Here is a 19,607-nt window from a genome sequence, read left to right as displayed (position 1 = left end):
GGAGGCGTACGCTGTGGCCCGGCTGGAGGCGCATCTCGCGGCGCGTCCGGCTCCGGGCAGCCGGACGCGACGCTGAGAAGACGTCAGGAGATGGTGAGCGTGCCGTTCCCGTCACGGGCGCACGTGACGCTCGCGCGGGGCGCCGCGGTGACGGCGCCGGTCAGGCACTGGCCGAGGACCGTGTGGCCGGCGGCGTTGGGGTGCCACGACTCCTGGCAGGTCTGGAAGTAGGTGACGCAGGTGTTCGCCGCCCGCTGGATGTCGAGCTTGTCCCAGCCGGACAGGCTGGTGACGAACGTGCCGGACGGCCCGTCCTGCACCCGGACCGGCGTCGCGAGCGCGCCCGCCGGGCTGCCGGGGTTCTCGCAGAGCCTGGCCCCGTCGAAGGCCCGCTGGACGTCCAGGACGCGCAGGTCGGCCGCCGGGCGTTCGGCTGCCAGCGTGGCATGCGCGTTCTTGACCAGGGAGCCGAGGTTCTGGGAGAACACGCGCCCGGGGGCGAGGCTCGCACGGTGGATCGGGCACCCGGCGGCGTAGCGCTCTGCGCCGAGGGCGCGGAACTTGTCGCGGGTGTCGGTGCGGCCGTCCTCGTCGTGGTACTGCGGGGCGAGGTCGGGCGGCAGCGGGTTGGTGTAGGTCTGCAGAATCACCTGGTGGGTGCCGTCGGCGTCGACCTGGGCGAGGGTGTCGAGGAGCCGGCGCAGGGCCGCGGTGGTCTCGGCGGTGGCGGCGGCGATCTCGGCGTCGGTGGCCAGGTCCGCGGCGGTGCAGGGCTTCTGCGGCACCTCGCCCTTCAGATAGGCCCAGAACTCCCACCAGCCCGTCCAGGCGTCGGCGATGAAGCGGTTGGCGCACAGCGTGGCCACGTCGCCGAAGGTGAACTGGGTGTTGTTGGAGCCGAGCCCGACGAGGACGACGTCGATGTCGTGCGTCTGGGCGACGGCGCGCAGCTGGGCGAGTTGCGCGGCGACGGCGCGGCCCTCGGGCCGGGCGCTCGCGGGGGTGGTGAGGTCGGCGGGCTGGGCGCCGGAGCAGGCGAGGTTGAACCGTTGCCGGATGCCCGGGAGCGAGGCCGCGAACACCGAGGCGTTCGCCGACCGGTGGCAGAAGTAGGCGTTGCTGTTGGGCGCCGACCAGCCGGGGAAGGCCTGTGCCGCACCGGAGGCGTCGACGACGGGCTGGTAGTCGCCCGCGCCCTCCCCGCTGACGAAGCTGTCGCCGAGCGCGACGGCGGCGGTGGGCGGAGCCGCCTGCGCCGGTCCACCCTGCACGACCTGGAGGCCCGCCGCGCTCACCAGGAGCATGACAACCGCGGCGGCACGCTGGATGAACGCCATGACCCTCTCATTTCCTACTAAATAAGTACGAAATGCGCATGCGTGGATCACAACATGCCGCACCAACCGCGTCAACCGGCCGGCCCCCGGCAGGAGCATCCTCACCCCCGGTCCCCGTCATGCTCCACGGCCTCCTCCAGGCGCCGCCGGCCCCCTCCTCCAGGCGCCGCCGGCCCCCTTCTCCAGGCGCCGCCGGCCCCCTTCTCCAGCCCGGGATTCCCGATCCGCACATCACACGGCCCGCCGGATTCCGTACGGTGAGAGCGTGTTCTTCGAACCCCCGCCGGCTCAGGAAGAATCATCTCGCCCGCCCAAACCCGAATGGCCGCCCTGGTCCGCCCCGCCGTCGGACGAGATGGGCGCGGTGATGGCCGGCGGGCTGGTGCTGGCCCGCACCCCCAACGTCGCCATCACCGTGCCGGCGATCCAGGCGTTCAGCACCGGCTGCCTGATCAACGTGGACATCGCCACCCGGCGGGAGGCTCTGTCCCCCGACGACTTCCAGGCTCTCCAGCTGGCCGTGTTCCCGCACATGGTCACCGGGGTGCGGGCCGATCAGCCGCTGCCGGACCAGCTGCTGCGCTTCGGCGTGCGCTTCGCCGGCGGCGCCAAGGCCACCACCGTCGGACAACGCCTGGACAGAACCCGCCCCCCGCAGGATCCGCCACCGGGCCCGCAGCTGTCCCTGCTGCTCCCCAGCATGTCCATGCGCAGCGGTGACGCCGACACGGGTGTCACGACCTGGGGGCTGTGGCTGTGGCCATCGCCTCCCGGCGAGAGGTTCGAACTCGCCGTGGAGTGGCCCCTCGGCGGGGTGGAGCTCAGCATCGCCGAACTCGATGGCGCCGCCATCGCGGCCGCCGCCCGGCAGGCGATCCTTTACTGGCCGGACTCCCCGCAGAGCGGGTAGAGCCCTCTCGTCCTCGATGGGGCGGCGTCTTCGGAGCTCTCCTCCGTACGCCCTGATCATGCACGGCGAAGCCCATGCACGGAGTTCTGGCCGTGTCGTCAGGCGGAGGCTCCCAGGATGAGGGCGGCGAGCACCGGTGCGAGGTACAGCACCGGGTAGACGACCGTCGCGTAGGAGCGTGCGCGGAGCACGGTGATGACGGCCCCGGTGAAGTACACGACCAGGCCGATTCCGGCCAGGATGCCGATCACCGGCACGAGCAGGCCGGCCAGCAGGCCCGCCGCGCCCGCGGCCTTGGCGGCGCCCAGCCACGGCCACCACGAGCTCGGCACACCATACGTCGTCAGCGGTTGGACGACCCACGCGGCGCGCGTGAGGATGGCGTAGGCGGAGAAGGCCACCCAGGCGGCGGCGAGAACGGTGACGATGACGTGAACCATTGGGGTGCTCCTTGCTTCGGTGACGCTGGGCCGGGGCCGCAGCGGTGAGTCCGTCACTGCCTCGACCCGCCGCCTCGCGGCGATGTGACCGGCGGCGAGTGTGATGTGCGTCACATGCCAGGAGCGGGCGGCCGGGAGGTGGATCCGGGCGATCCACCTCCCGCCCCTGTCAGTCGAGGACCGCCAGATCGAGCCGATCGAGACGGTCGGATTCGGCGATGACGTCGATGGCGGTGACGAGACCGTCGACGATCGTGAACGTGAGTGCCACCCGCAGGCGGCCGTGGGGCGCCATCACGAGGCCGACGGCGCCGTCGAGCAGGGCGAGCCCGGTGAACTGTGCCCGCTGCATGGCGGCCATCGCGCCCTTGGCGACCGGCTCGGCTCCGTGGACGGTGACGGGCTCGGCGGTCAGCATGACGGCCTTGTCCGCCCGGAGCACGACCTCGGGGTGCAGCAGCGTGATCAGCGCTTGGAAATCCCGGCCGCGCGTGGCGGCCAGGAAGGCTTCGACGATCTCCCGCCGGCGGGTCAGATCGGCCTGCGGCGCGGGCGCGGCCCCCTTGACCCGGCGGCGGGCACGGCTGGCCAGTTGCCGGGTCGCCTCCGGCGAACGCTCCAGCATCGGGGCGATCTCCTCGAACGGCACGGCGAACAGGTCGTGCAACACGAAGGCAAGCCGCTCGGCCGGGCTCAGGGTGTCGAGCACCACCAGCAGGGCCACCCCCACCGAGTCGGCCATCTCCACCTCTTGTTCGGGATTGCCCGCCGATGCGGGGCCCAGCAGCGGATCAGCCGCCTGGATGTCCAGCGGCTCCTCGCGCCGGTTGCCACGTGAACGCAGCATGTTCAGGCACACCCGAGCCACCACCGTGGTCAGCCAGCCGGCGATGTTGTGCACCTGGCCGACATCGGCGCGGCTGGCACGCAGCCAGGCGTCCTGAAGCGCATCGTCGGCCTCACTCAGCGATCCGAGCAGCCGGAAGGCCACCGCGCGCAGGTGCGAGCGATGCTCGGTGAACCGCTCCGCGAGCCAATGATGTTCGTCCATGTCACGTTCCTCCTGTGATCAGCGTCAACGGAGAACGATACTTACGACATATCGGTCACCATGACGGAGGAGCCATGACGTCACTTCCTGTCCACGAGCTGTCCCGGTGACCCGCTTCCACAGCGGCTTCACCCGCTGGATCGAGCGGCGTCTTCTCTGCGAGGACGCCGACGGCCTCACGGAGGCGATCGGGTTCCTCGCTCGTACCCAGGGCCTGTCACCTGACGTGGCCGACCAGGTCGCGGCCATGACCGGCACCAGCGCCGGCGACGTCATCGCCGCCTACCGCGCGGACAACACCGCATGGGCCGGCACCCAGGCGACCTTCGACCGCCCCGACCTGACCGCCCTCGACGCCCATCTCGACGCGGTCGCCTCCTGCCACGACCAGCCCTGACGGCGAACAAGGCCGGCAGAAGGCGGCCCGGAGCGGAGCCGCCACCCGAAATCACGATGACACGCGATCACCGCCGGAGCGGGATCGAGGCGCCTCGTCAGGTGAGGCGGCCGGCGGCGGCCCGGGCCGCCAGCCGCTGCCAGATGACGTTGCTGCCGGCCAGGATGCCGCCGATGCCGACGCCCGTGAGCACGCGCAGCAGCCCGAGTTGCACGGCGTCCTGGGCGGCGGCCGACAGCAGCATCCCCGCCGACGCGACGACCAGGCAGGCCAGGATCAGGGCGCGCCGGCCGACACGGTCGGCCAGCCGCAGTTCATGGGCGACCTGCACCACGTGGTCGGCCACTCGGTGCAGCTCGGCATCCTCGACGGGGAGGAGGTGCTGTTCGTCGAACGCCTGATCGCGCCGGGCGCGGTCGTCACCGTCACCCAGATCGGCGGCCGGCTGCCCCTGCACGCCTCCTCCGGCGGCCTGGTCCTGCTCGCGCACGCCCCCGCCGAGCTGCGGGAACGGGTGCTGCGCCGGCCGTTGCGGGCGTACACGCCGCACACGATCACCGACGCCAGGACCCTGCGCGCGACGCTCGCCGAGGTGCGGCGCAACGGGTTCGCCTTCTGCCCCGGGCACATCCACCCCGACGCCACCGGCATCTCCGTCCCCATCCGGATGGCCGGGCACGTGGTCGCCGCCCTCGGCATGGTGGTGCCCAACGACGAGCACGCCTGGCCGCTGGTCCGTCCGCTGCAGCTGACCGGCCTGGCGCTCGAACGGGCCCTGGACGTGCAGCCGGGACGGCCCGCGGAGGCGACGGGCGGGGATGGATGACGCTCCTCATCCCCGGGACGGAGGGTGTGGTCTCCAGCTCCTCATGACGTGATGCCCGGCCCGTGACGACGGGGGGCCGGGCATCACGATCATTCGCAGACGGTATGCCCGGCCCGTGACGACGAGAGCCGGGCATCACGATCATTCGCAGGCGGTCGGCGGCGAGCCCGGGCCGGGCCTGCCGGGCGCGGCCGGATGCGCCGGCCGCCTGCTCAGGTCAGGGCCTCAGGGAGTCCTCGACGACGATGTGGCCTTCCTGGACGACCCACCGCTGGTTCGGGTGATCCAGGCAGGACCACAGACGGACGTTCGTGTTGTTGGCCCGGCTGTTGGTCGCGTCCAGGCACACCTCCCGTCCGCTGCCGACGGTGTCCTCCACGACGATGTGACCGTCCCGGATGACCCACCGCTGGTTCGGGTGATCCAGGCAACAGACGGACGTTCGTGTTGTTGGCCCGGCTGTTGGTCGTATCCAGGCACACGCCCTGGACCTGTGCCTGGAGCGCGGCCTGCGCGCCACCTCGGATCGCCGCCGATGCCGGCGCGGCTGCCAGGGCCAGCGCGGCCGCGCTGACGACCGTCGCGGCCAGCAGCCGGGTGAGGGTGCCGGTGTGCATGAGAGACTCCTCTCTTCGGGGGGCGGCTCGGGGTGTGGCGACCACCGCGACGTTGCGCCGGGCGGAGCTGAGCAAGCAGCCCGCACCGCACCGGTCACCGGCGGGGCGCCGCACACCAGAACCTTTCTCACCGACGGTATTGATGCAGTGACGGTCAGTAATAGATCGTGAAGGTGAGAGCTCACTGACCTGCGACAGAGAATCCCTGTTATCTCTCACAGACGCGGATTGGAGCAGCGATACCAGCTCATTACCCTCCGTATAGGTGCCGGCTCGGTAGGGTCGGGGCACACCCATCTCCGGAGGTGGTCATGCCGGATGCGGCTTCCCCGAGTCCGGCGTCCCTCTCGCCCGGCCCCTCCACCGTGGCCAGCGCCGTCGCACACTTCCTTGACTCCCTGCGAGCGGCCACCACCCGCACGGGCTACGCCCGCACCCTGGCCCGCCTGACCGCGGTCACCGGAGCACACCACCCCGTCGCCGAGCTGGAACCCGAGCACTACGCCGGCGTCATGGCCGCCTGGGACACCGCGGCCGCGGGCACCTGGAACCGGCACCTGTCCGCGCTGGTCTCCTTCACCACCTGGGCCCAGCGCCAGGACCTTCTCGCCACCAACCCCGCCCGCCGTCTGACCCGCCGCGCCACCGTGCGCCGGGACGACCGCGCCATCCCGGCCGACCTGCTGGAGAAGCTGTTCACCGACGACCGCCACCCGCTCCGGGAACGAGTCCTGTGGCGGCTCCTGTACGAGACGGCGGCCCGGGCGGAAGAGATCCTCGCGCTCAACGTCGAGGACCTCGACCCCGAGCTCCGCCGCGCCCGCGTCAGATCGAAAGGCGGCGGCATCGAACACGTGCACTGGGCCACCGCCGCCGCCCGCCTGCTGCCCCGACTGCTCCAAGGCCGCCAGGCAGGCCCGGTCTTCCTGGCCGACCGGCGCGCCCCCACCTCCGGGCGGCGCGCGCCCGCGGCGGCCGACATCTGCCCCGTCACCGGCCGCGGCCGCCTGTCCTATCCCCGCGCCGAGCACCTGTTCAAGACCGCCTCCGCCGGCCTCGACCCGCACGGCGAAGGCTGGACGCTGCACCAGCTCCGCCACAGCGCGCTGACCCATCTGGCCGCCGCCGGCCGCACCGCCCCCGAACTGCAGGCCAAGAGCCGCCACCAGCACCTGTCCAGCCTCGGGCGGTACGTGCGGCTGGGTGACGAGACCGCCGCCCGCATCACCGCCGAACACGACCCCGCCGCGCGGCGGCGCCCCCGCTGACCATCTGTTGTCCCGCCCGAGAAAGCCGCCCTGTTGTCCCCGCCCGCGAAAGCCGCCCTGTTGTCCCCGCCCACGAAACCGCCGCCGACTTGCGCCGCCGACTTGCGCCGCCGGCCTGCGCCACCGGCCTGCGCCACCGGCCTCGGCGCGTACTTCGCCGGCGGCGTCGTGCACGAGGGTCCGGGAGCTGGGGCGGGGGTCAGCCGGCCGCGGAGGAGGGGTCGCCGCCGCGCCATGGCCGCAGGTACGCGGCGACGGGCAGGGTCATGCGCAGCCGTAGCCGGCTGTGGCCGTGCGGGTGGTCGAGGCTGACCTCGTCACACAGGCGGCGGATCAGCCACAGGCCCAGCCGCTCGGGGTCGGCCGGGGGCGCGGGCAGAGGATCGGCGGCGGTCAGGTGTTCGGCCCGTAGCCGGCCGGCGCGGTCGCAGATCTCCACGATGACGCTGGTCGGGATGGTGTAGGCGGTCACCGTGCCGCTGCCGCCGTGGTCCAGGACGTTGGTGACGGCTTCGTTGACCGCGATCACCAGATGGTCTGTCCGCGCGCCGCGCAGTCCCGCGTGGCGGGCGTAGACCCGGATGAGGTCCCGGATGAGCCCCAGGTTGTAGGTGATGGAGCAGTCCAGCCGGATGGGAGCTTGCATGGCTACCTCGCCTCTGGATCGGGCGGGTGGTGGCGTAAAGCGCACGAGTGAGGGCAGAAGGTGAGGCGACCGAGCAAGCGAGCCGAGCCGGGCGCGGCCCTGGCGTCCCCGGTCAGAGCGCCCCCGGTCAGAGCGCCCGCGGCCGCCTGATCCGCGGCCGGCGCGGTGGCCTGGCCGGTGCCCGGCGGGAAAGGTTGATCGCCCGGCATCTGCTCCCTCCTTCGCCCGATGTGCCGTAGCCGGGCGATCGCGTGGCACGCCGGGCGCCGTTGCTTCCGGCGATCGCCTCGTGGCGCCTTCGGCGCGGGCGCCCGTGTCCTGGCCTGCCCCCACGGTGGCCGACCCGTGAACGGTACGGCTCTGCCCCGAGCAGCCCATTGTGGCGTGGAGTGCGATGACCGACCAGAACAACGACGGCGCCGACCACGGTGCCGGCGTGCTGCCCATGGTGCATCCTTTCGGCCTGCGCGTGCGCGGCGACATCGACCGTGCCGGCCGGCCGTCACTGGCCCGCGCGCTGGCCTGGGCGCTTCGCACCGGCAAGGCCGACATCCACCTCGACCTGTCCGAGCTGACCTTCATCGACGCGGCGGGCCTGCAGCTGATCGTGCACACGGCGGCCCGTCTTCCGCCGTCTCGCGCGCTGGTCCTGCTGCACGCGCCGGCCACCGTGCACGACCTGCTGGCGCTGCTCGGCTGGCGGCCGGATGCGCACCAGCGGCTGCGCCCGGTAACGGAGGTGACCGATCCGCAGGGGCCCGGCCCCGCGCCGTGCCCGCCGTTCTGACATGCGACATCGGACATTGTCTTCGCGCTACCCACGCGACGCCGCTCTTCCCGCAGGCGACCTGAAGTAAGCAAGGTATGGCGGCGCGGCCAGACATGAAGGTGTTGCACCCGATGGGGCGGGCGGTGCGCCCGCCGGCTACCGGCATCACACCGGCCGGAGCCCGGCACCCGCGCAGACGTAGCCGGCGCAGAGCTCTTCGTCCTGGTCGGTGATCCGCCGCCCGGCGGTGGAACGTTTCCGGCCCGCCCGGCGATGTACCGGGTGTGCTGCTCGTGGAACTCCACGTGACGAGGGACGCCGTCTTCCTCTTCGGCGTGCGCCCCGACCGGGACGAGCCCGAGATCGCCGACGTGCCTCTGGGGAGGGATGACGTGCGGGATCTGGTCGCGACCGCGCGGGCCCCGCTCACCGGCGACCACGGCGCGCTGGGCGCGGCGCTCGCCGATCGCCGGCTGGTGGGACTGCTGGCTCCTGTGGCGGACTGGGCCGAGCCCGGTGAGCTCGTCTATCTCGTTCCTCACGACGCCCTCCACCTGCTGCCCCTGCACGCCGTACCCGTCGGCGGGGTGCCGCTGGCCGAACGCCATCCCGTCGCCTACTCCCCCAGCGCGTCGGTGCTGCGCTACTGCCGGGCCAAGAGCACGGGCCGTCGGTCTTCCGCCCTGGTCATGGCCGACCCGGGGCACGGCGGTCCCCTGGTCTTCGTGCGAGAGCAGGCGCTGGCGGTGGCCGGCCACTTCGGCGACGCCGAGGTGCTGTCCGGAAGGAGCGTCAAACGCTCGCGCATGTCGAAGCTCGGCTCCTACGACGTCCTGCACATCGCCGCTCACGGCGTGTTCGACGCCGAGGACCCCATGAACTCGGGCATCGAACTGGCCGACGGACGCTTCACCGCGCAGGACTTTCTGAACCTGTCCCTCGACGTCGACCTGGTCACCCTCGGCGCGTGCGAGACCGGCCTGAGCGGGCGGCAACCGGGTGACGAGCTCGTGGGCCTCACCCGGGCCCTGCTGTACGCCGGAGCCCCGTCGGTGCTGGTGACCCTGTGGCGGGTGGACGAACTGTCCACGAGCATGCTGCTGACCCGGTTCTACGCACAGCTCACCGAGGGCTGCCCCAAGGTGCACGCGTTGCAGCGGGCCCAGAGCTGGCTGCGCGAGCGCACGATCGGCGACGTGCTGAGTTTCGCGCGGGAGGCACGCGGCAGGCGCGGGCTGGACGACGTCTCCGTCGGGGCCGTCGACCTGGAGGTCGCCGCGCTGCACATGGCGGGCCGGGATTTCGCGGCCGCCGAGGAGCTGTACGAGACGATCCGCGCGCGGCCCGGCCTGACCGCCGAGCAGGCCGGGGCGGCACGCGTGGGATCTCTGCAGGCACGGCTGATGCGTGACCAGCCGGCCGCATCGGACCTGGACCGGCGGGTGTTCGACGATCCCTACCATTGGGCGCCGTTCGTCCTCGTCGGCGACTGGTGGTGAGGGGGTGGACATGGCCGGTTCGGCACGGCTGGTCTCGGAGGTGATGGCGGACGTCCCCGTGGTCGCCTCCCTGCCGGAAGGGGCGGTCGAGGGGCTGTCCGTCCTGGTGGACGTGGACGGCGGTGCGGCGGGGCTGGTGGGGCCGGAGGGCGCCGGCCCGGCGTACGCCGTCGCCGCCGACACGCCTGTGGCGGCGGTGGTGAGCTCGCCCGATGTCCTGGGCGTGCTCGTCGAGGGCGCGCCGGGGATCGTCGTGACGCGCGAGGGACGGCCGGTCGGCGTCGTGACCGTGCAGGTCCTGCGCGATGAGCTCCAGCGGATCACGGCGTCCGTGGCCGGACGGCAGCTCGGCAGCGACCACACGACGTACGGCGAGCGTGCGCGGCCCGCCCCGGCCGCGCGGATCCGCTGCGGGGTGTGCGGCCTCACCAACGAGTTCACCCGGTTCAGCAGGGCCAAGACCTACCGGTGCCGCGGCGGCCACGCCTTCCGGCCCTACTGGCAGACCTGATGGGGGGACTCGTCGAGGCGGCGTCGGGGGTGCTCGACCGCAGGCTCCTGACCACGGCCTTCCTGCCGGTGCTCGCGTTCCTGGCCGCCGTCGCCGCGGTCGCGGCCGCGGGCTTCGGCTGGAGCGCGAGCGCCACCTGGTGGTCCGGGCTCGACGTGGAGGTCCACGTCCTGCTGGGGGTCCTCGTCCTGGTGGTCACGCTGGTGGCGGGGCAGCTCGTCGCGGCGCAGCGTGCCGCCCTGATGCGCTGGTACGAGGGCTACTGGGCCGGTCTGCCCGGCGGGCGGGCGCTGGCCGCCCGCTGCCGCCTGCGACACATGACGGGCCGACGGCGAGACCTCTACCCGGCCGACGACGACCTGCTGTTGCCCACCGAGCTGGGCAACCTTCTGCGTGGCGCCGAGGAACATCCCCGCGAGCGGTACCTGATCGACGGCGTCACCGCCTGGCCTCGCCTGTACGTGACCCTGCCCGAGAGCTTCCAGCAGACGTTCGCCACGGCCGCCGCCGACCTGGAGCTCATGGTGACCCTCAGCGGGCTCGGCCTGGCCTTCGCCGTCGTCGCCGGAGGTCTGGCGATCTGGCTGCTGCCCTGGTACGGCGTGCTGCTGTGTGTCTGGGGCGGGTGCCTGGTCGCGTGGCTGGCCTACCGGGGCGCCGTCCGCAGCGCCGGACCGTACGGCCAGTTGTTCCGCGCCGCCTTCGACGTGCACCGCTTCGCGCTGCTGGACGCGCTGGGCCTGCGGAGGCCCGCCGGCCCGGCGGAGGAGGCCGAGCAGTGGCGGCGGCTGGACCAGCTCTGGGTCGTCGGCGCCGCCGACGACGACCGGATCACGCCTCCGGACGATCACGGCCGGGAACCGGAGCAGGCGACCACGGAACGCGCGGCCACCACCGAGGAAAAACCGCCCCAGGCGACCACGGAACGCCCGGCCACCACCGAGGAAAAACCGCCCCAGGCGACCACGGAACGCCCGGCCACCACCGAGGACAAGCCGCCCCAGGCATCCGGGCCGCCGCCGCGCACGCTGCGCATCGGGCCGTGGCTGCTGCTGGCCGCGCTCCTCGCGGGGCTGTCCGGCGCGGCCGTCGCCGCCTGGCGGACTGCCGGCCCGGCCGTGCCGCTCAAGGCCGCGGGGCCGCTCGCGCCGTACCGTCTCATCCGGGAAGGGGAGGTGCATGGAGGCACGGCGCACCTGGTCACGGGCCGCTATCCCCTTCGTCCCATCCCGGCGGGCGCGGTGATCGACCCCGCGGGGCTCGGCCCGAAGCTGGAGCGCGGCGCGCTCGTCGGGCGGGAGATCGTGACCGTGCGGCCCGACGCCGCCCGCCTCATGGCCGACACGGCCGCGCCCGGCGTCAGTGCCACCGTCCGCCTGGTCCCCGCCGAGCCCGGCCGCGCCGCCGTCGAGACGGCCGACGTCCTGGTCATGGACGCCGCCCGGTCGGGCCTGGTGCTCGCCGTCCGCGCCGACCGGCTCGACCGGTTCCTGGCCGGCATCGCCGGCAGCAACGTCTATCTCGTCACCACACCGTAGGAGGCCAGATGCCCCCGTCCGAGCCCGGCGGCGCGCTGCTCCGCTTCCTGGGCTGGGCAGCCCTGGCGTGGCTGCTCGCCTCCTCGCCGGCCGGGCTGGACCGCTCCGGCGTGCTGGCGGCCGCGCTGCTGTACGGCGCGGGCTGCCTGCTCGGCCTGCGCACCGGGATCGCCGCCGCGCTCGGCGGCGGGCCGGCGCTGCTCCTGGCGGGCGCGGGGTGGGACGCGGCGCTGTGGTGGGCCTCGCTCGTCGCCGCCGGGGAGCTCGTCCTGCTCGTGGAGCGGCGGGTCACCGCACGTCAGGCCGCCTCCTTCGGAGACCCGCCGCCGACCGCGCCCGCCGGACCGGCCGCCCGCGTCCCCACGCTGGCGCTGAGCCTGGCCGCCCTGGCGCCGCCGGTGCTCACCGTGACCGCGGGAGGCGGGTTCGCCGTCACCGGCGGGCTGGCTCTGGCCGGTCTGTACGGCTGGCTGCTGTGGACCTCGCGGCGGCTGACTCGATATCGCCGCAGGGACCTGCGCCTGGCCGCAACGGCCCGCCTGGCCGTGGCGATCGCGCTGGCGGCGGGCCCGGTGGGCGAATGGGCGGTCAACGCCTGGCCGCTGCCCGGCCTGGCGCTGCCGATGCTGCTGGCCTTCTGGGCGGCCTATCGGGCCGGCCTGGCCATCCGCGCCGTCGTCGTCCTGAGGGCGGTCGCGGGCCAGGACCGCCCGGCCCGAGCGCGATGGAGCGTCGCGCCCTTCAACGGGTACGAGGTCCTGCTCGCCCAGGGAGCGTTCGTCCTGTGCGCGACGGGTGTTTTCCACCGCGACGAATCCCTGCTCATGTGGACCGGCCTGGCGGCGCTCACCGTGCTCGCGGCGCTGGTGGCCTGCCTGTCGGCGCTGCCGCAGCAGATCGGCGGCGGCATGTTCCAGTCCGACGCCGTCCTGCTGGCCGTGGGCTCGCCTCGCTACCGGGCCGAGACGATCGCCGCCTGGCTGACCGACGCCTTCCTGGGGCGGCCACGCCGTCCCTACCCCTTCCTCATCCGGGTCCACGGTTCCCAGATCGAGACGATCACCGCGGGCGCGGCCTCGCTCGACACGGAGGCCGGACAGGAGCAGCAGACCTTCATGGACTCGGCCGAACAGCTGGGCCAGGCCGTCACGAGCCAGGTCTTGCCGAGGTTGGGCGAACCGGAGGCGGAGAACTGCCGCAAGGCCCTGAACGCCGCGCTCGGCTACTGCACCCTGGCATACGCGGAGTCGCTGGTGGCGCGCGGCTACCTGCAGGAGGCGGCCGACACCCTGTTGCTCGCCGCCGACCGGATGGAGGATGCGGGCTTCGTCAACAACGCCGTGAATCAGCGCCTGCGCGCCGCCGTGCTCGTCGCCTCCGAGCTGCGGCGCCCGGAAGCCGCGCGCGACATCGTCACGCCCCTGGTGGACGCCGAGGTGCTGCCGCTGCTCCACGAGCGGGCCCGGCTCCTCCTCTTCCTGCTGAACGGTGTGATCGACGGCGGTGTCGACCTGCCTGACGTCGTCACGGCGTTCGAGGAGTTCGCCCGCGCCGTCGGCCCGGATGACTACGCCGTCCTCGACATGGAGGACCAGCTCTCCACCCTGCTGACCGGGCGGCTGTTCTGGCGGTACCGTGCCGAGCGGCAGCGGCAGTTCGAGGACTTTCTCCAGCAGATCGCCGCGAAGCTCATCGCGGTCGAGGGCTTTCAGACGGTCCTGGCGTCGGCGCCCCTGTTCGTGCCTCCGGAGATCGCGCCGTTGTACTCGGTGGCGGGCTGGGGCCGGCTACCCGCCCGCCGCAGGGCCGAAAGGGGCATCAAGCTGTGGGCCGACGGCCAGTACGGCGAGGCGGCGCGCGTGCTGGAGAAGATGGCCGAAAAGCTCGAACGCGACCATCTCTACGTCCCGCTGATCGAATGGCGGGCCCGGCTGGGCCGTGCGCTGACCGCGATCGACCCACCGGCGGCCTACCGGAACCTGGCCCGCGCGCTGGAGTGGCAGGACCGGATTCGCGGCCACGTGCACGATCCGGAGATTCGGGTCCAGCGGGCCGACCGGGCGGGAGAGATCTCCGACTGGTTGCTCCATCTCGTCGTCAGGGACCGGGGCGAGCTCGGCTACGGAGGCGACTGGCCGGACCGTCCCAAGGCTGTGGCGTTCACCCTGGCCGAGGGCGCCCGCTCGCGCCGGCTTCTGGAGATGCTGGGCGAATCGGTGCCGGCGCGGCCGGGCGACTTGTACGAGGCCGAGCGCGAGGCCATGGCCGCGTACCAGGCCGCGCTGACCAGCCTGGTGACCAGCCCGGGACGACGGACGTCGGAGGCGTACAGCCGGCTCCAGGCGAGCCGGAACCGGCTGGAGCGCCACTGGCGGGAGCTGGCGGAGTCCGGGCCGGCCGGCGCCGAGTACGTCCAGCTGCGCAGCGGCAGCCCGCTGACGTATGACGAGGTGCGCCGGGTCGTGGCCGACATCGCGCGTTCGCCGCGGCCCGAGGAAGCATGACCGTCCCGCCCGCCGCGGCCGGCGGTGATCGGCAGCGGAGCCTTCGCCCCGTTCTGCGTCGTCAGGCGAGGAGTTCGTCGGCGGCGATGAGCAGTTTGAGCGCGGCGGGGTTGGCCGGGGCGTTCCCCGACAGCACGCGGGCCGCGATGCGCTCCAGCAGCGTGCGCATGTCGTCGGCGCGGGACTCCGCCGCGGCGGCGTGCGTGCGGCGTAACCGCAGCAGCAGCTCCAGGCCGCAGGCGGCCTGCGTGGCGAGCATGGACAGCAGGTCCACGTCGGTGAGCTCGCCGCGCAGGGCGTCGGAGCGGTCCAGCACCTCCAGCACGCCGATGCACTCCTCGTAGCGGATCAGCGGCGCCGCCATGATGCTGCGGGGGACGTAACCGGTGGACTCGGCCGCGTACCGGGCGAACTGCGCGACCTCCGCCACGTCGTCCGCGATCATCGGCTGGCCGCTGGCCGCCACCCAGCCCGCGATCCCCGTGCCCTTCGGGAAGCGCGTCCCCGGCAGGTGTCCCTCGCCCTTGCCCGACACGGCAGTGAAGATCAGCTCGCCGGTGTCGCCGTCCATCAGGAAGATCGACGCGGCGGCGGCGTCGAAGACGTGCCGGGTCACCTCCACGATCGACATGATCAGCCGGCGCTCGGTGATCTCGACGTCGCCGGGCAGGAGCGGGTCACGTACGGCCATTGATGCCTCCGGGGGCTGCGGTGACGTTGTTCGCGGCCAGATAGAGCACCGACTTGAGCTGGAAGGGGGTCATCCACGGGTGTTTGCTCAGGATGAGGGCGCAGATGCCGGTGATGTGCGGCGCGGCGAAGCTGTTGCCCGTGCTGCGGATCCGCCTGCCGCCCGGCCAGGCGACCGGGACCCGCACGCCGCGGGCGTAGAACTCGGCCGGCGGCGCGGGGTTGTAGTAGTACGTCATCGGGTCCGGCTCGTCGTGGCTGGCCACCGAGATGACCGAGGAGAACGTCCACGGGTAGCTGAGCAGCGGCATGTTGTGCGCCGCGGCCACCAGCAGGCTGCGCCGGAAGTACGCGCGGTCGGCCAGCTCCTGCAGCGGCCCCTGGAACTCCCGGCGGGTGGTGGACAGGCTCAGGTTGATCACGTCGAAGCCCTCGTCCACGGCCCAGCGCAGGCCCGCGAGCAGGCCCGCCCCGCTGCCGGACCGGCCGTCGGTCAGCACCCGGACCGAGGTGAGCTCGGCGGCGGGGGCGATCGAGCGGATGACGCTCGCGCAGGCCGTGCCGTGGCCGGCCGGGTCGGTCGGCTCGCAGTCGATGACCGCCGGCTCGCGCTCCCGCTCGCCGCCCGGGAGCAGGCCGACGTTCACGGCGCCACCGGCCGTCGCTCCGCCGGCGTTCGCGGCGCCACCGGTCGTCGCCGCGCCGCCCGCCTGCGCGCCGGCGTTCACCTCGCCCGTGGGGGCGCCGTCCTGAGTGACCACCAGGGATCCGGCCAGGCCGCCGATCAGGGGGTGCGTGCCGTCGACTCCGGTGTCGACCACGCAGACCCGTACCCCCGACCCGTCCGCCCCGCCCCACGCCCACTCCGGGTCGACCTCCTCCTGGCGGCTCACCTGGAACTCCTCCAGGCTCCGGCGGGAGGTGGCCAGGCTCCAGGCGGGCATGCCGGGGAAGGACGCGGGCCGCTCTCTGCGCCACGGCGGCGGTGTCGTTCCCGGGGCTCCGGTCACCGGTCGGTCTCCTCACGGTCGGCGTGCCGGGGGGCGGGGCCGAGGCGGCCGCGGGGCCAGGCGGCGCCCTTGGCCGCGTAGCACCGCAGGGCGCGGCCGGCGGCGTCGGCCGCCAGGGCGGGCTGGTTCGCCGTACGGTAAGCCTCGGCGAGCTCGGCCAGCACGTCGGCGCGCAGGCACGGGTCGTCGGTGCGGTCCAGCCGCTCCGCGGCCCTCGCCGCCAGCGTGACCGCGCGGCCGTGGTCGCCTTCGAGCGAGGCCAGGCGCGCGCGCAGCGCCAGCAGGATCAGCTCGCCGCGCGCCTGCAGCCGGACGCCGGCGGCGACCACCCGATCCAGCGCCCGCGCGGCCTCCCCGTGCCGTCCCTGCCGCACCAGCTCCCGCGCCGCGTAGACGTCCAGGGTCGCCGCGGGAGCCGGCTGCCCGGCCGCGCGGAGCGCCCCGGCGGCCCGCCGGAACAGCGCCACCGCGGCGGGAGGGCGGCCGTCGAGCGACTCCACCAGGCCGCTCACCTGGGTGACCGCGCCGGCCGCGAGGTCGAGGTGCAGGTCGGCGGCGTGCCGGGCCGCGGTGGCGAGGACGGCGCGGGCGTCGGACGTCTCGCCCGCCAGGGCCAGCAGCCGGGCCTGGGTGATCAGCACCGGCACGAGCAGGGCGCGGTCGCCGGCGAACCTGGCCGCCAGCTCGGCGCACAGCACCAGACCGTCGCCGATCGGCGTGGGCGACCACTGGGCCAGCTCGCACACCCCGCTGAGCAGCCGGTTCTCCTCGTAGCGGTCGCCCAGGGCGCGGGCGCGGTCCAGGCCGGCGCGCAGCGCCGCCTCGGCGGCGCCGAAGCGGCCCTCGCCCAGGCGGGCCAGCGCTTCCAGCTCGTGGAAGCGGCACCAGCTCAGGTCGTCGGCCGGCTCGGCGGCGAGCTGCTCCCGCAGCGGGTCCAGCGCGGGCGGGGCGAGGCCGAACCGCGTGTTCAGCGTCTCGCGCAGGATCGCGCAGGTCAGCCCGGTACGCCGGTCGCCGGGCAGCACCCGCGCGGCGGCCTCCACGGCCGCGCGGGCCCGTTCGCCGTCGCCGCGGGCCAGCCCCGCGTCGCAGATCCGCACCGCGAGCCGCCGGTGCTCCGGATCGCCCGGCGGCAGCAGCTCGCGCCCCCGCTCCAGCAGGGCGAGGGCGGCGGGCAGGTCCTTGCGGTGCAGGGCGTGGGTGCCCTCGCCGATGAGGGCGCGGGCGGCCCGCGCGGTGAGCGCGGGCAGCAGCGGGTCGTCCGGCTGGACCTCGCGCTTGAGCAGGCACGCCGTCTCCAGATGATGGGCGAGGTCCCCCTGGGACGGCTCGTCGAAGGACGGGTCCGGCGCGGCGGCCGGTGGGTGGCGGGCCCGCTGGGAGAGCCGGTCGGCGAGGGCCAGGTGCCAGGCGGCCCTGAGCTCCTTGCGGGTCATCGCGTACACGGTGTCCCGGGTCAAGGTCTGGGTGAACTGGTACGAGCCGGGCAGCCCCGCGCGGCGGATCACGCGCTGCCGCAGCAACCTCCACAGCAGCTCGTCCAGCTCGCAGGCGCCCGCGTCATCGGGGCCCGGCGCGTCCGGAAGCAGGATCGTGAGAGCGTCCCGGGTGAAGACCTGCCCGATGGTCGCGGCCCGTTCGAGCACGTCGCGCTCCCCGTCTCCGAGCCGGTCCAGCCGGGCCGCGATCAGCGCCTGGACGGTGGGCGGCAGCGGCGCGTCCGCCCCCTCCTCGGCCAGCGTCTCCAGCATCAGCTCGGCGAACAGCGGATTGCCGTCGGCCCCCTCCGCCACCCGTTCGAGCAGCGGCTCGGCCCCGTGCGCGACCACCTCCGCGCCGCCCGCCCGGTCCGGCGATCCTGCCGCGTGCGCGAGGCAGGCGACCAGGGTGCGCATCTGGTCGGGGTCGAGCGGGCCCAGCTCCAGCGCGTACGCGCAGGCCATGCCGCCGCCCCAGGTGGGCCGCAGGTCGAGCAGCTCGGGCCGGGCCACGCAGACCAGCAGCACCGGCACGTCCAGCAGCCAGGCCGCCAGATCCTCGATCAGGTCGAGCAGGGTGGGCTCGGCCCAGTGCAGGTCCTCCCAGATCACCACCAGCGGCCGGTGCCGCGCCAGCTCCTCGAACAGTCCCCGCACCGCCCGCGCGATCTCCTCCACCCCGGCCGCGCCGGCGTCGGCCGTGGTCAGGCCGCGCAGCGCCCGTGCGCTCGGCGGCTCCAGCGCGGGCGCGAGGCGGGGCCAGTCGCCGTTGAGGGATTCGAGCATCTCGGCGATGGGGCGGTAGGTGATGCCCGCGCCGTACGACGGGCACCGCCCGGCCAGCACTGTCGTCTCCGCCGGCAGCCTGCCGGTGAAGTCGCGCACCAGCCGGGACTTGCCGATGCCGGGCAGCCCGAGCAGCGTGACCACGCAGCACCGGCGGTCCCGGACCGCCCGCTGGTACGCCTGCTGGAGCTGCCGCGCCTCGTCGTCCCGGCCGATCAGCGGCGCCTGGTCGTCGGCGCGGGCCGCGTCCGGGGCCTCGGGGGACAGCAGCCGCCAGGCCCGCACCGGCTCGCGCTTGCCCTTCAGCCGCAGCGGCGGCATGGCCTCCATCCGCGCGTGCCCGCGGACCATCCGGGCCACCTCGTCCCCGACGAGGATGTCGCCGGGGCCGGCCGCGGACTGCAGCCGGGCGGCGGTGTTGACGGTGTCGCCGATGACCCGCAGGTCCGTGCCCGGCGTGTCGATCACCATCGCCTCCCCGGCCGCGATGCCGCAGTGCACGTCGAGGCGGATGCCGTGGGTGGGGGCGAGCTCCTCGCTGAGCCGGCGTACCCGGCCGAGGACGGCGTGCGCCGCCCGCACCGCCCGCAGCGCGTCGTCCTCACTGCTGATCGGGATGCCGAACGCGGCCATGATCGCGTCGCCGATGTACTTCTCGACCACGCCGCCGTGCTCGGCGATGACCTCGGTGCAGGCCCGGTGGTAGCGCTCCAGGACGTTGCGCAGCAGCTCGGGGTCGAGCCGCTCGGCGAGCTCGGTCGAGCCGACCAGGTCGACGAAGACGACGACCACCCGCCGGCGGGCCGGGCGTGCGGCCCTGGCGCTCATACGAGTTTGAGGTCCTGTCCCTCGACTTCGCCGGCCGCCGCGTCCAGCCGGGTCTTGATCGAGTTGAGCAGTTCCACCTCCGGCCGGCCGAGCTCGGCGAACACCTGCCTCTGCCGCTCGTTCAGCGCGTCGACGGGGTGGCCGGCGGCGCGCAGCGTGGCCAGCGCGTCGAACGGCTCCGGCCGCGCCCGCACCTCGTCGCTGTCCATGGCTACCTCCCGATCGCATCGCCCGGCGGGGCCTTCGACCCCCTCTCATCAGGCTAGGTCTGGGGGGTTTTGCGCCGGTATGGTGGCGCCATGCCATCGCCATACTGCGCCTGAACCGGCCTTCCCCGGCGCCTCACCGGAGACAGGCCCGCGCCGGCGGCGGACTACCGGGCGCATGGCCGGGCCATACCGATATTTGAGCGGGCTCTCTTAGCGTTCGGGATGGAGGCGCTTTCATCCGGGGCGCCCGCGATCCGTCCGGGGACTTCTCATGACTCTCGTTTCCGATGACC

The 19,607-nt window shown here is 73.8% G+C and carries 19 protein-coding genes; 9 read left to right on the top strand and 10 right to left on the bottom strand.

Going from position 1 to position 19,607, the window contains the following annotated elements:
* Window positions 1-83: 83 nt before the first annotated feature.
* Window positions 84-1,337: an SGNH/GDSL hydrolase family protein gene (locus IO39_RS37085; RefSeq protein ID WP_043633830.1), complete on the bottom strand. Its 1,254-nt coding sequence runs from the start codon at window positions 1,335-1,337 to the stop codon at window positions 84-86.
* Window positions 1,338-1,602: 265 nt separating this feature from the next.
* Between IO39_RS37085 and IO39_RS37080 the strand changes: the two genes are divergently transcribed.
* On the top strand, window positions 1,603-2,247 hold the full coding sequence (locus IO39_RS37080) for a hypothetical protein (RefSeq protein ID WP_157549461.1): 645 nt from the start codon (window positions 1,603-1,605) through the stop codon (window positions 2,245-2,247).
* Between the two features lie 98 nt (window positions 2,248-2,345).
* Here IO39_RS37080 and IO39_RS37075 read toward each other — a convergent pair whose 3' ends face one another.
* Together IO39_RS37075 and IO39_RS37070 are read right to left on the bottom strand one after the other, a co-directional pair.
* Window positions 2,346-2,687 carry a DoxX family protein gene (locus tag IO39_RS37075; RefSeq protein ID WP_043633824.1) on the bottom strand — a complete coding sequence of 114 codons (342 nt, stop codon included), beginning with the start codon at window positions 2,685-2,687 and terminating at the stop codon, window positions 2,346-2,348.
* Window positions 2,688-2,856: 169 nt separating this feature from the next.
* A complete protein-coding gene (locus IO39_RS37070) occupies window positions 2,857-3,738 on the bottom strand; it encodes a sigma-70 family RNA polymerase sigma factor (protein WP_043633822.1) in 882 nt (293 codons plus the stop codon).
* 106 nt (window positions 3,739-3,844) lie between these two features.
* On the opposite strand from IO39_RS37070, the gene IO39_RS37065 reads away from it, so the two are divergent.
* A complete protein-coding gene (locus IO39_RS37065; RefSeq protein ID WP_043633820.1) occupies window positions 3,845-4,135 on the top strand; it encodes a hypothetical protein in 291 nt (96 codons plus the stop codon).
* Window positions 4,136-4,232: 97 nt separating this feature from the next.
* Here IO39_RS37065 and IO39_RS55230 read toward each other — a convergent pair whose 3' ends face one another.
* Entirely contained in the window at window positions 4,233-4,481 is a 249-nt protein-coding gene (locus tag IO39_RS55230; protein WP_245642504.1) for an MFS transporter, read from the bottom strand.
* Between IO39_RS55230 and IO39_RS37060 the strand changes: the two genes are divergently transcribed.
* Window positions 4,452-4,961 (top strand): IclR family transcriptional regulator, encoded by a 510-nt coding sequence (locus tag IO39_RS37060; RefSeq protein ID WP_084774131.1) that lies wholly within the window; start codon window positions 4,452-4,454, stop codon window positions 4,959-4,961. The two genes, IO39_RS55230 and IO39_RS37060, sit on opposite strands and share 30 nt — an antisense overlap.
* Before the next feature lie 217 nt (window positions 4,962-5,178).
* Here the strand turns inward: IO39_RS37060 and IO39_RS59185 are convergent, their stop codons facing one another.
* On the bottom strand, window positions 5,179-5,481 hold the full coding sequence (locus IO39_RS59185) for an RICIN domain-containing protein (RefSeq protein WP_169789188.1): 303 nt from the start codon (window positions 5,479-5,481) through the stop codon (window positions 5,179-5,181).
* Window positions 5,482-5,889: 408 nt separating this feature from the next.
* Here IO39_RS59185 and IO39_RS51330 point away from each other — a divergent pair, with 408 nt between their 5' ends.
* The gene (locus IO39_RS51330; RefSeq protein WP_084774127.1) at window positions 5,890-6,846 is read left to right on the top strand and encodes a tyrosine-type recombinase/integrase; all 957 of its coding nucleotides are present in this window, start codon (window positions 5,890-5,892) and stop codon (window positions 6,844-6,846) included.
* Window positions 6,847-7,045: 199 nt separating this feature from the next.
* Here IO39_RS51330 and IO39_RS56275 read toward each other — a convergent pair whose 3' ends face one another.
* Complete coding sequence (locus IO39_RS56275; protein ID WP_043633818.1) at window positions 7,046-7,492, bottom strand: ATP-binding protein; 447 nt, start codon at window positions 7,490-7,492, stop codon at window positions 7,046-7,048.
* Between the two features lie 394 nt (window positions 7,493-7,886).
* Here IO39_RS56275 and IO39_RS37045 point away from each other — a divergent pair, with 394 nt between their 5' ends.
* The 5 genes from IO39_RS37045 (at window position 7,887) to IO39_RS37025 (ending at window position 14,313) form a co-directional block, all read left to right on the top strand.
* Entirely contained in the window at window positions 7,887-8,279 is a 393-nt protein-coding gene (locus IO39_RS37045; protein ID WP_043633816.1) for an STAS domain-containing protein, read from the top strand.
* A 287-nt stretch (window positions 8,280-8,566) separates the two neighbouring features.
* The gene (locus tag IO39_RS37040; RefSeq protein ID WP_169789187.1) at window positions 8,567-9,760 is read left to right on the top strand and encodes a CHAT domain-containing protein; all 1,194 of its coding nucleotides are present in this window, start codon (window positions 8,567-8,569) and stop codon (window positions 9,758-9,760) included.
* A 10-nt stretch (window positions 9,761-9,770) separates the two neighbouring features.
* Window positions 9,771-10,271, top strand: coding sequence for a hypothetical protein (locus tag IO39_RS37035; RefSeq protein ID WP_157549455.1), 501 nt, complete (start codon window positions 9,771-9,773; stop codon window positions 10,269-10,271).
* Window positions 10,271-11,809 carry a hypothetical protein gene (locus tag IO39_RS37030; RefSeq protein WP_157549452.1) on the top strand — a complete coding sequence of 513 codons (1,539 nt, stop codon included), beginning with the start codon at window positions 10,271-10,273 and terminating at the stop codon, window positions 11,807-11,809. The genes IO39_RS37035 and IO39_RS37030 overlap by 1 nt, the downstream gene beginning before the upstream one ends.
* 8 nt (window positions 11,810-11,817) lie before the next feature.
* Window positions 11,818-14,313, top strand: a complete 2,496-nt coding sequence (locus IO39_RS37025) for a hypothetical protein (protein ID WP_043633804.1) — start codon at window positions 11,818-11,820, stop codon at window positions 14,311-14,313.
* Window positions 14,314-14,374: 61 nt separating this feature from the next.
* On the opposite strand, the gene IO39_RS37020 is transcribed toward IO39_RS37025, so the two are convergent.
* From IO39_RS37020 to IO39_RS37005, 4 genes are read right to left on the bottom strand one after another with little or no spacing between them, the layout of a single operon-like run.
* Entirely contained in the window at window positions 14,375-15,004 is a 630-nt protein-coding gene (locus IO39_RS37020) for a GAF domain-containing protein (RefSeq protein ID WP_052423852.1), read from the bottom strand.
* The gene (locus tag IO39_RS37015) at window positions 14,991-16,013 is read right to left on the bottom strand and encodes a S8 family serine peptidase (protein ID WP_043633801.1); all 1,023 of its coding nucleotides are present in this window, start codon (window positions 16,011-16,013) and stop codon (window positions 14,991-14,993) included. The genes IO39_RS37020 and IO39_RS37015 overlap by 14 nt, the downstream gene beginning before the upstream one ends.
* A complete protein-coding gene (locus IO39_RS37010; RefSeq protein ID WP_043633798.1) occupies window positions 16,010-19,105 on the bottom strand; it encodes an AAA family ATPase in 3,096 nt (1,031 codons plus the stop codon). Before IO39_RS37010 ends, IO39_RS37015 begins: the two co-directional genes overlap by 4 nt.
* Window positions 19,102-19,314 (bottom strand): aroma-sacti cluster domain-containing protein, encoded by a 213-nt coding sequence (locus tag IO39_RS37005; protein WP_043633795.1) that lies wholly within the window; start codon window positions 19,312-19,314, stop codon window positions 19,102-19,104. Before IO39_RS37005 ends, IO39_RS37010 begins: the two co-directional genes overlap by 4 nt.
* Between the last annotated feature and the right edge of the window lie 293 nt (window positions 19,315-19,607).

Origin of the sequence: Nonomuraea candida, from assembly GCF_000725485.1 — a bacterium.
GTDB classification, from domain to species: Bacteria; Actinomycetota; Actinomycetes; order Streptosporangiales; family Streptosporangiaceae; genus Nonomuraea; species Nonomuraea candida.
This window is presented reverse-complemented; position numbering and strand designations above follow the sequence as displayed.

Bases quoted from the DNA above. Each gene is read 5' to 3' on its own strand.
- IO39_RS37070 (WP_043633822.1), bottom strand. From the start codon at position 3,738: ATGGACGAACATCATTGGCTCGCGGAGCGGTTCACCGAGCATCGCTCG.
- IO39_RS51330 (WP_084774127.1), top strand. From the start codon at position 5,890: ATGCCGGATGCGGCTTCCCCGAGTCCGGCGTCCCTCTCGCCCGGCCCC.
- IO39_RS56275 (WP_043633818.1), bottom strand. From the start codon at position 7,492: ATGCAAGCTCCCATCCGGCTGGACTGCTCCATCACCTACAACCTGGGG.
- IO39_RS37025 (WP_043633804.1), top strand. From the start codon at position 11,818: ATGCCCCCGTCCGAGCCCGGCGGCGCGCTGCTCCGCTTCCTGGGCTGG.
- IO39_RS37045 (WP_043633816.1), top strand. From the start codon at position 7,887: ATGACCGACCAGAACAACGACGGCGCCGACCACGGTGCCGGCGTGCTG.
- IO39_RS37020 (WP_052423852.1), bottom strand. From the start codon at position 15,004: ATGGCCGTACGTGACCCGCTCCTGCCCGGCGACGTCGAGATCACCGAG.
- IO39_RS37085 (WP_043633830.1), bottom strand. From the start codon at position 1,337: ATGGCGTTCATCCAGCGTGCCGCCGCGGTTGTCATGCTCCTGGTGAGC.
- IO39_RS37010 (WP_043633798.1), bottom strand. From the start codon at position 19,105: ATGAGCGCCAGGGCCGCACGCCCGGCCCGCCGGCGGGTGGTCGTCGTC.
- IO39_RS37005 (WP_043633795.1), bottom strand. From the start codon at position 19,314: ATGGACAGCGACGAGGTGCGGGCGCGGCCGGAGCCGTTCGACGCGCTG.
- IO39_RS37035 (WP_157549455.1), top strand. From the start codon at position 9,771: ATGGCCGGTTCGGCACGGCTGGTCTCGGAGGTGATGGCGGACGTCCCC.
- IO39_RS37030 (WP_157549452.1), top strand. From the start codon at position 10,271: ATGGGGGGACTCGTCGAGGCGGCGTCGGGGGTGCTCGACCGCAGGCTC.
- IO39_RS37075 (WP_043633824.1), bottom strand. From the start codon at position 2,687: ATGGTTCACGTCATCGTCACCGTTCTCGCCGCCGCCTGGGTGGCCTTC.
- IO39_RS37060 (WP_084774131.1), top strand. From the start codon at position 4,452: ATGGGCGACCTGCACCACGTGGTCGGCCACTCGGTGCAGCTCGGCATC.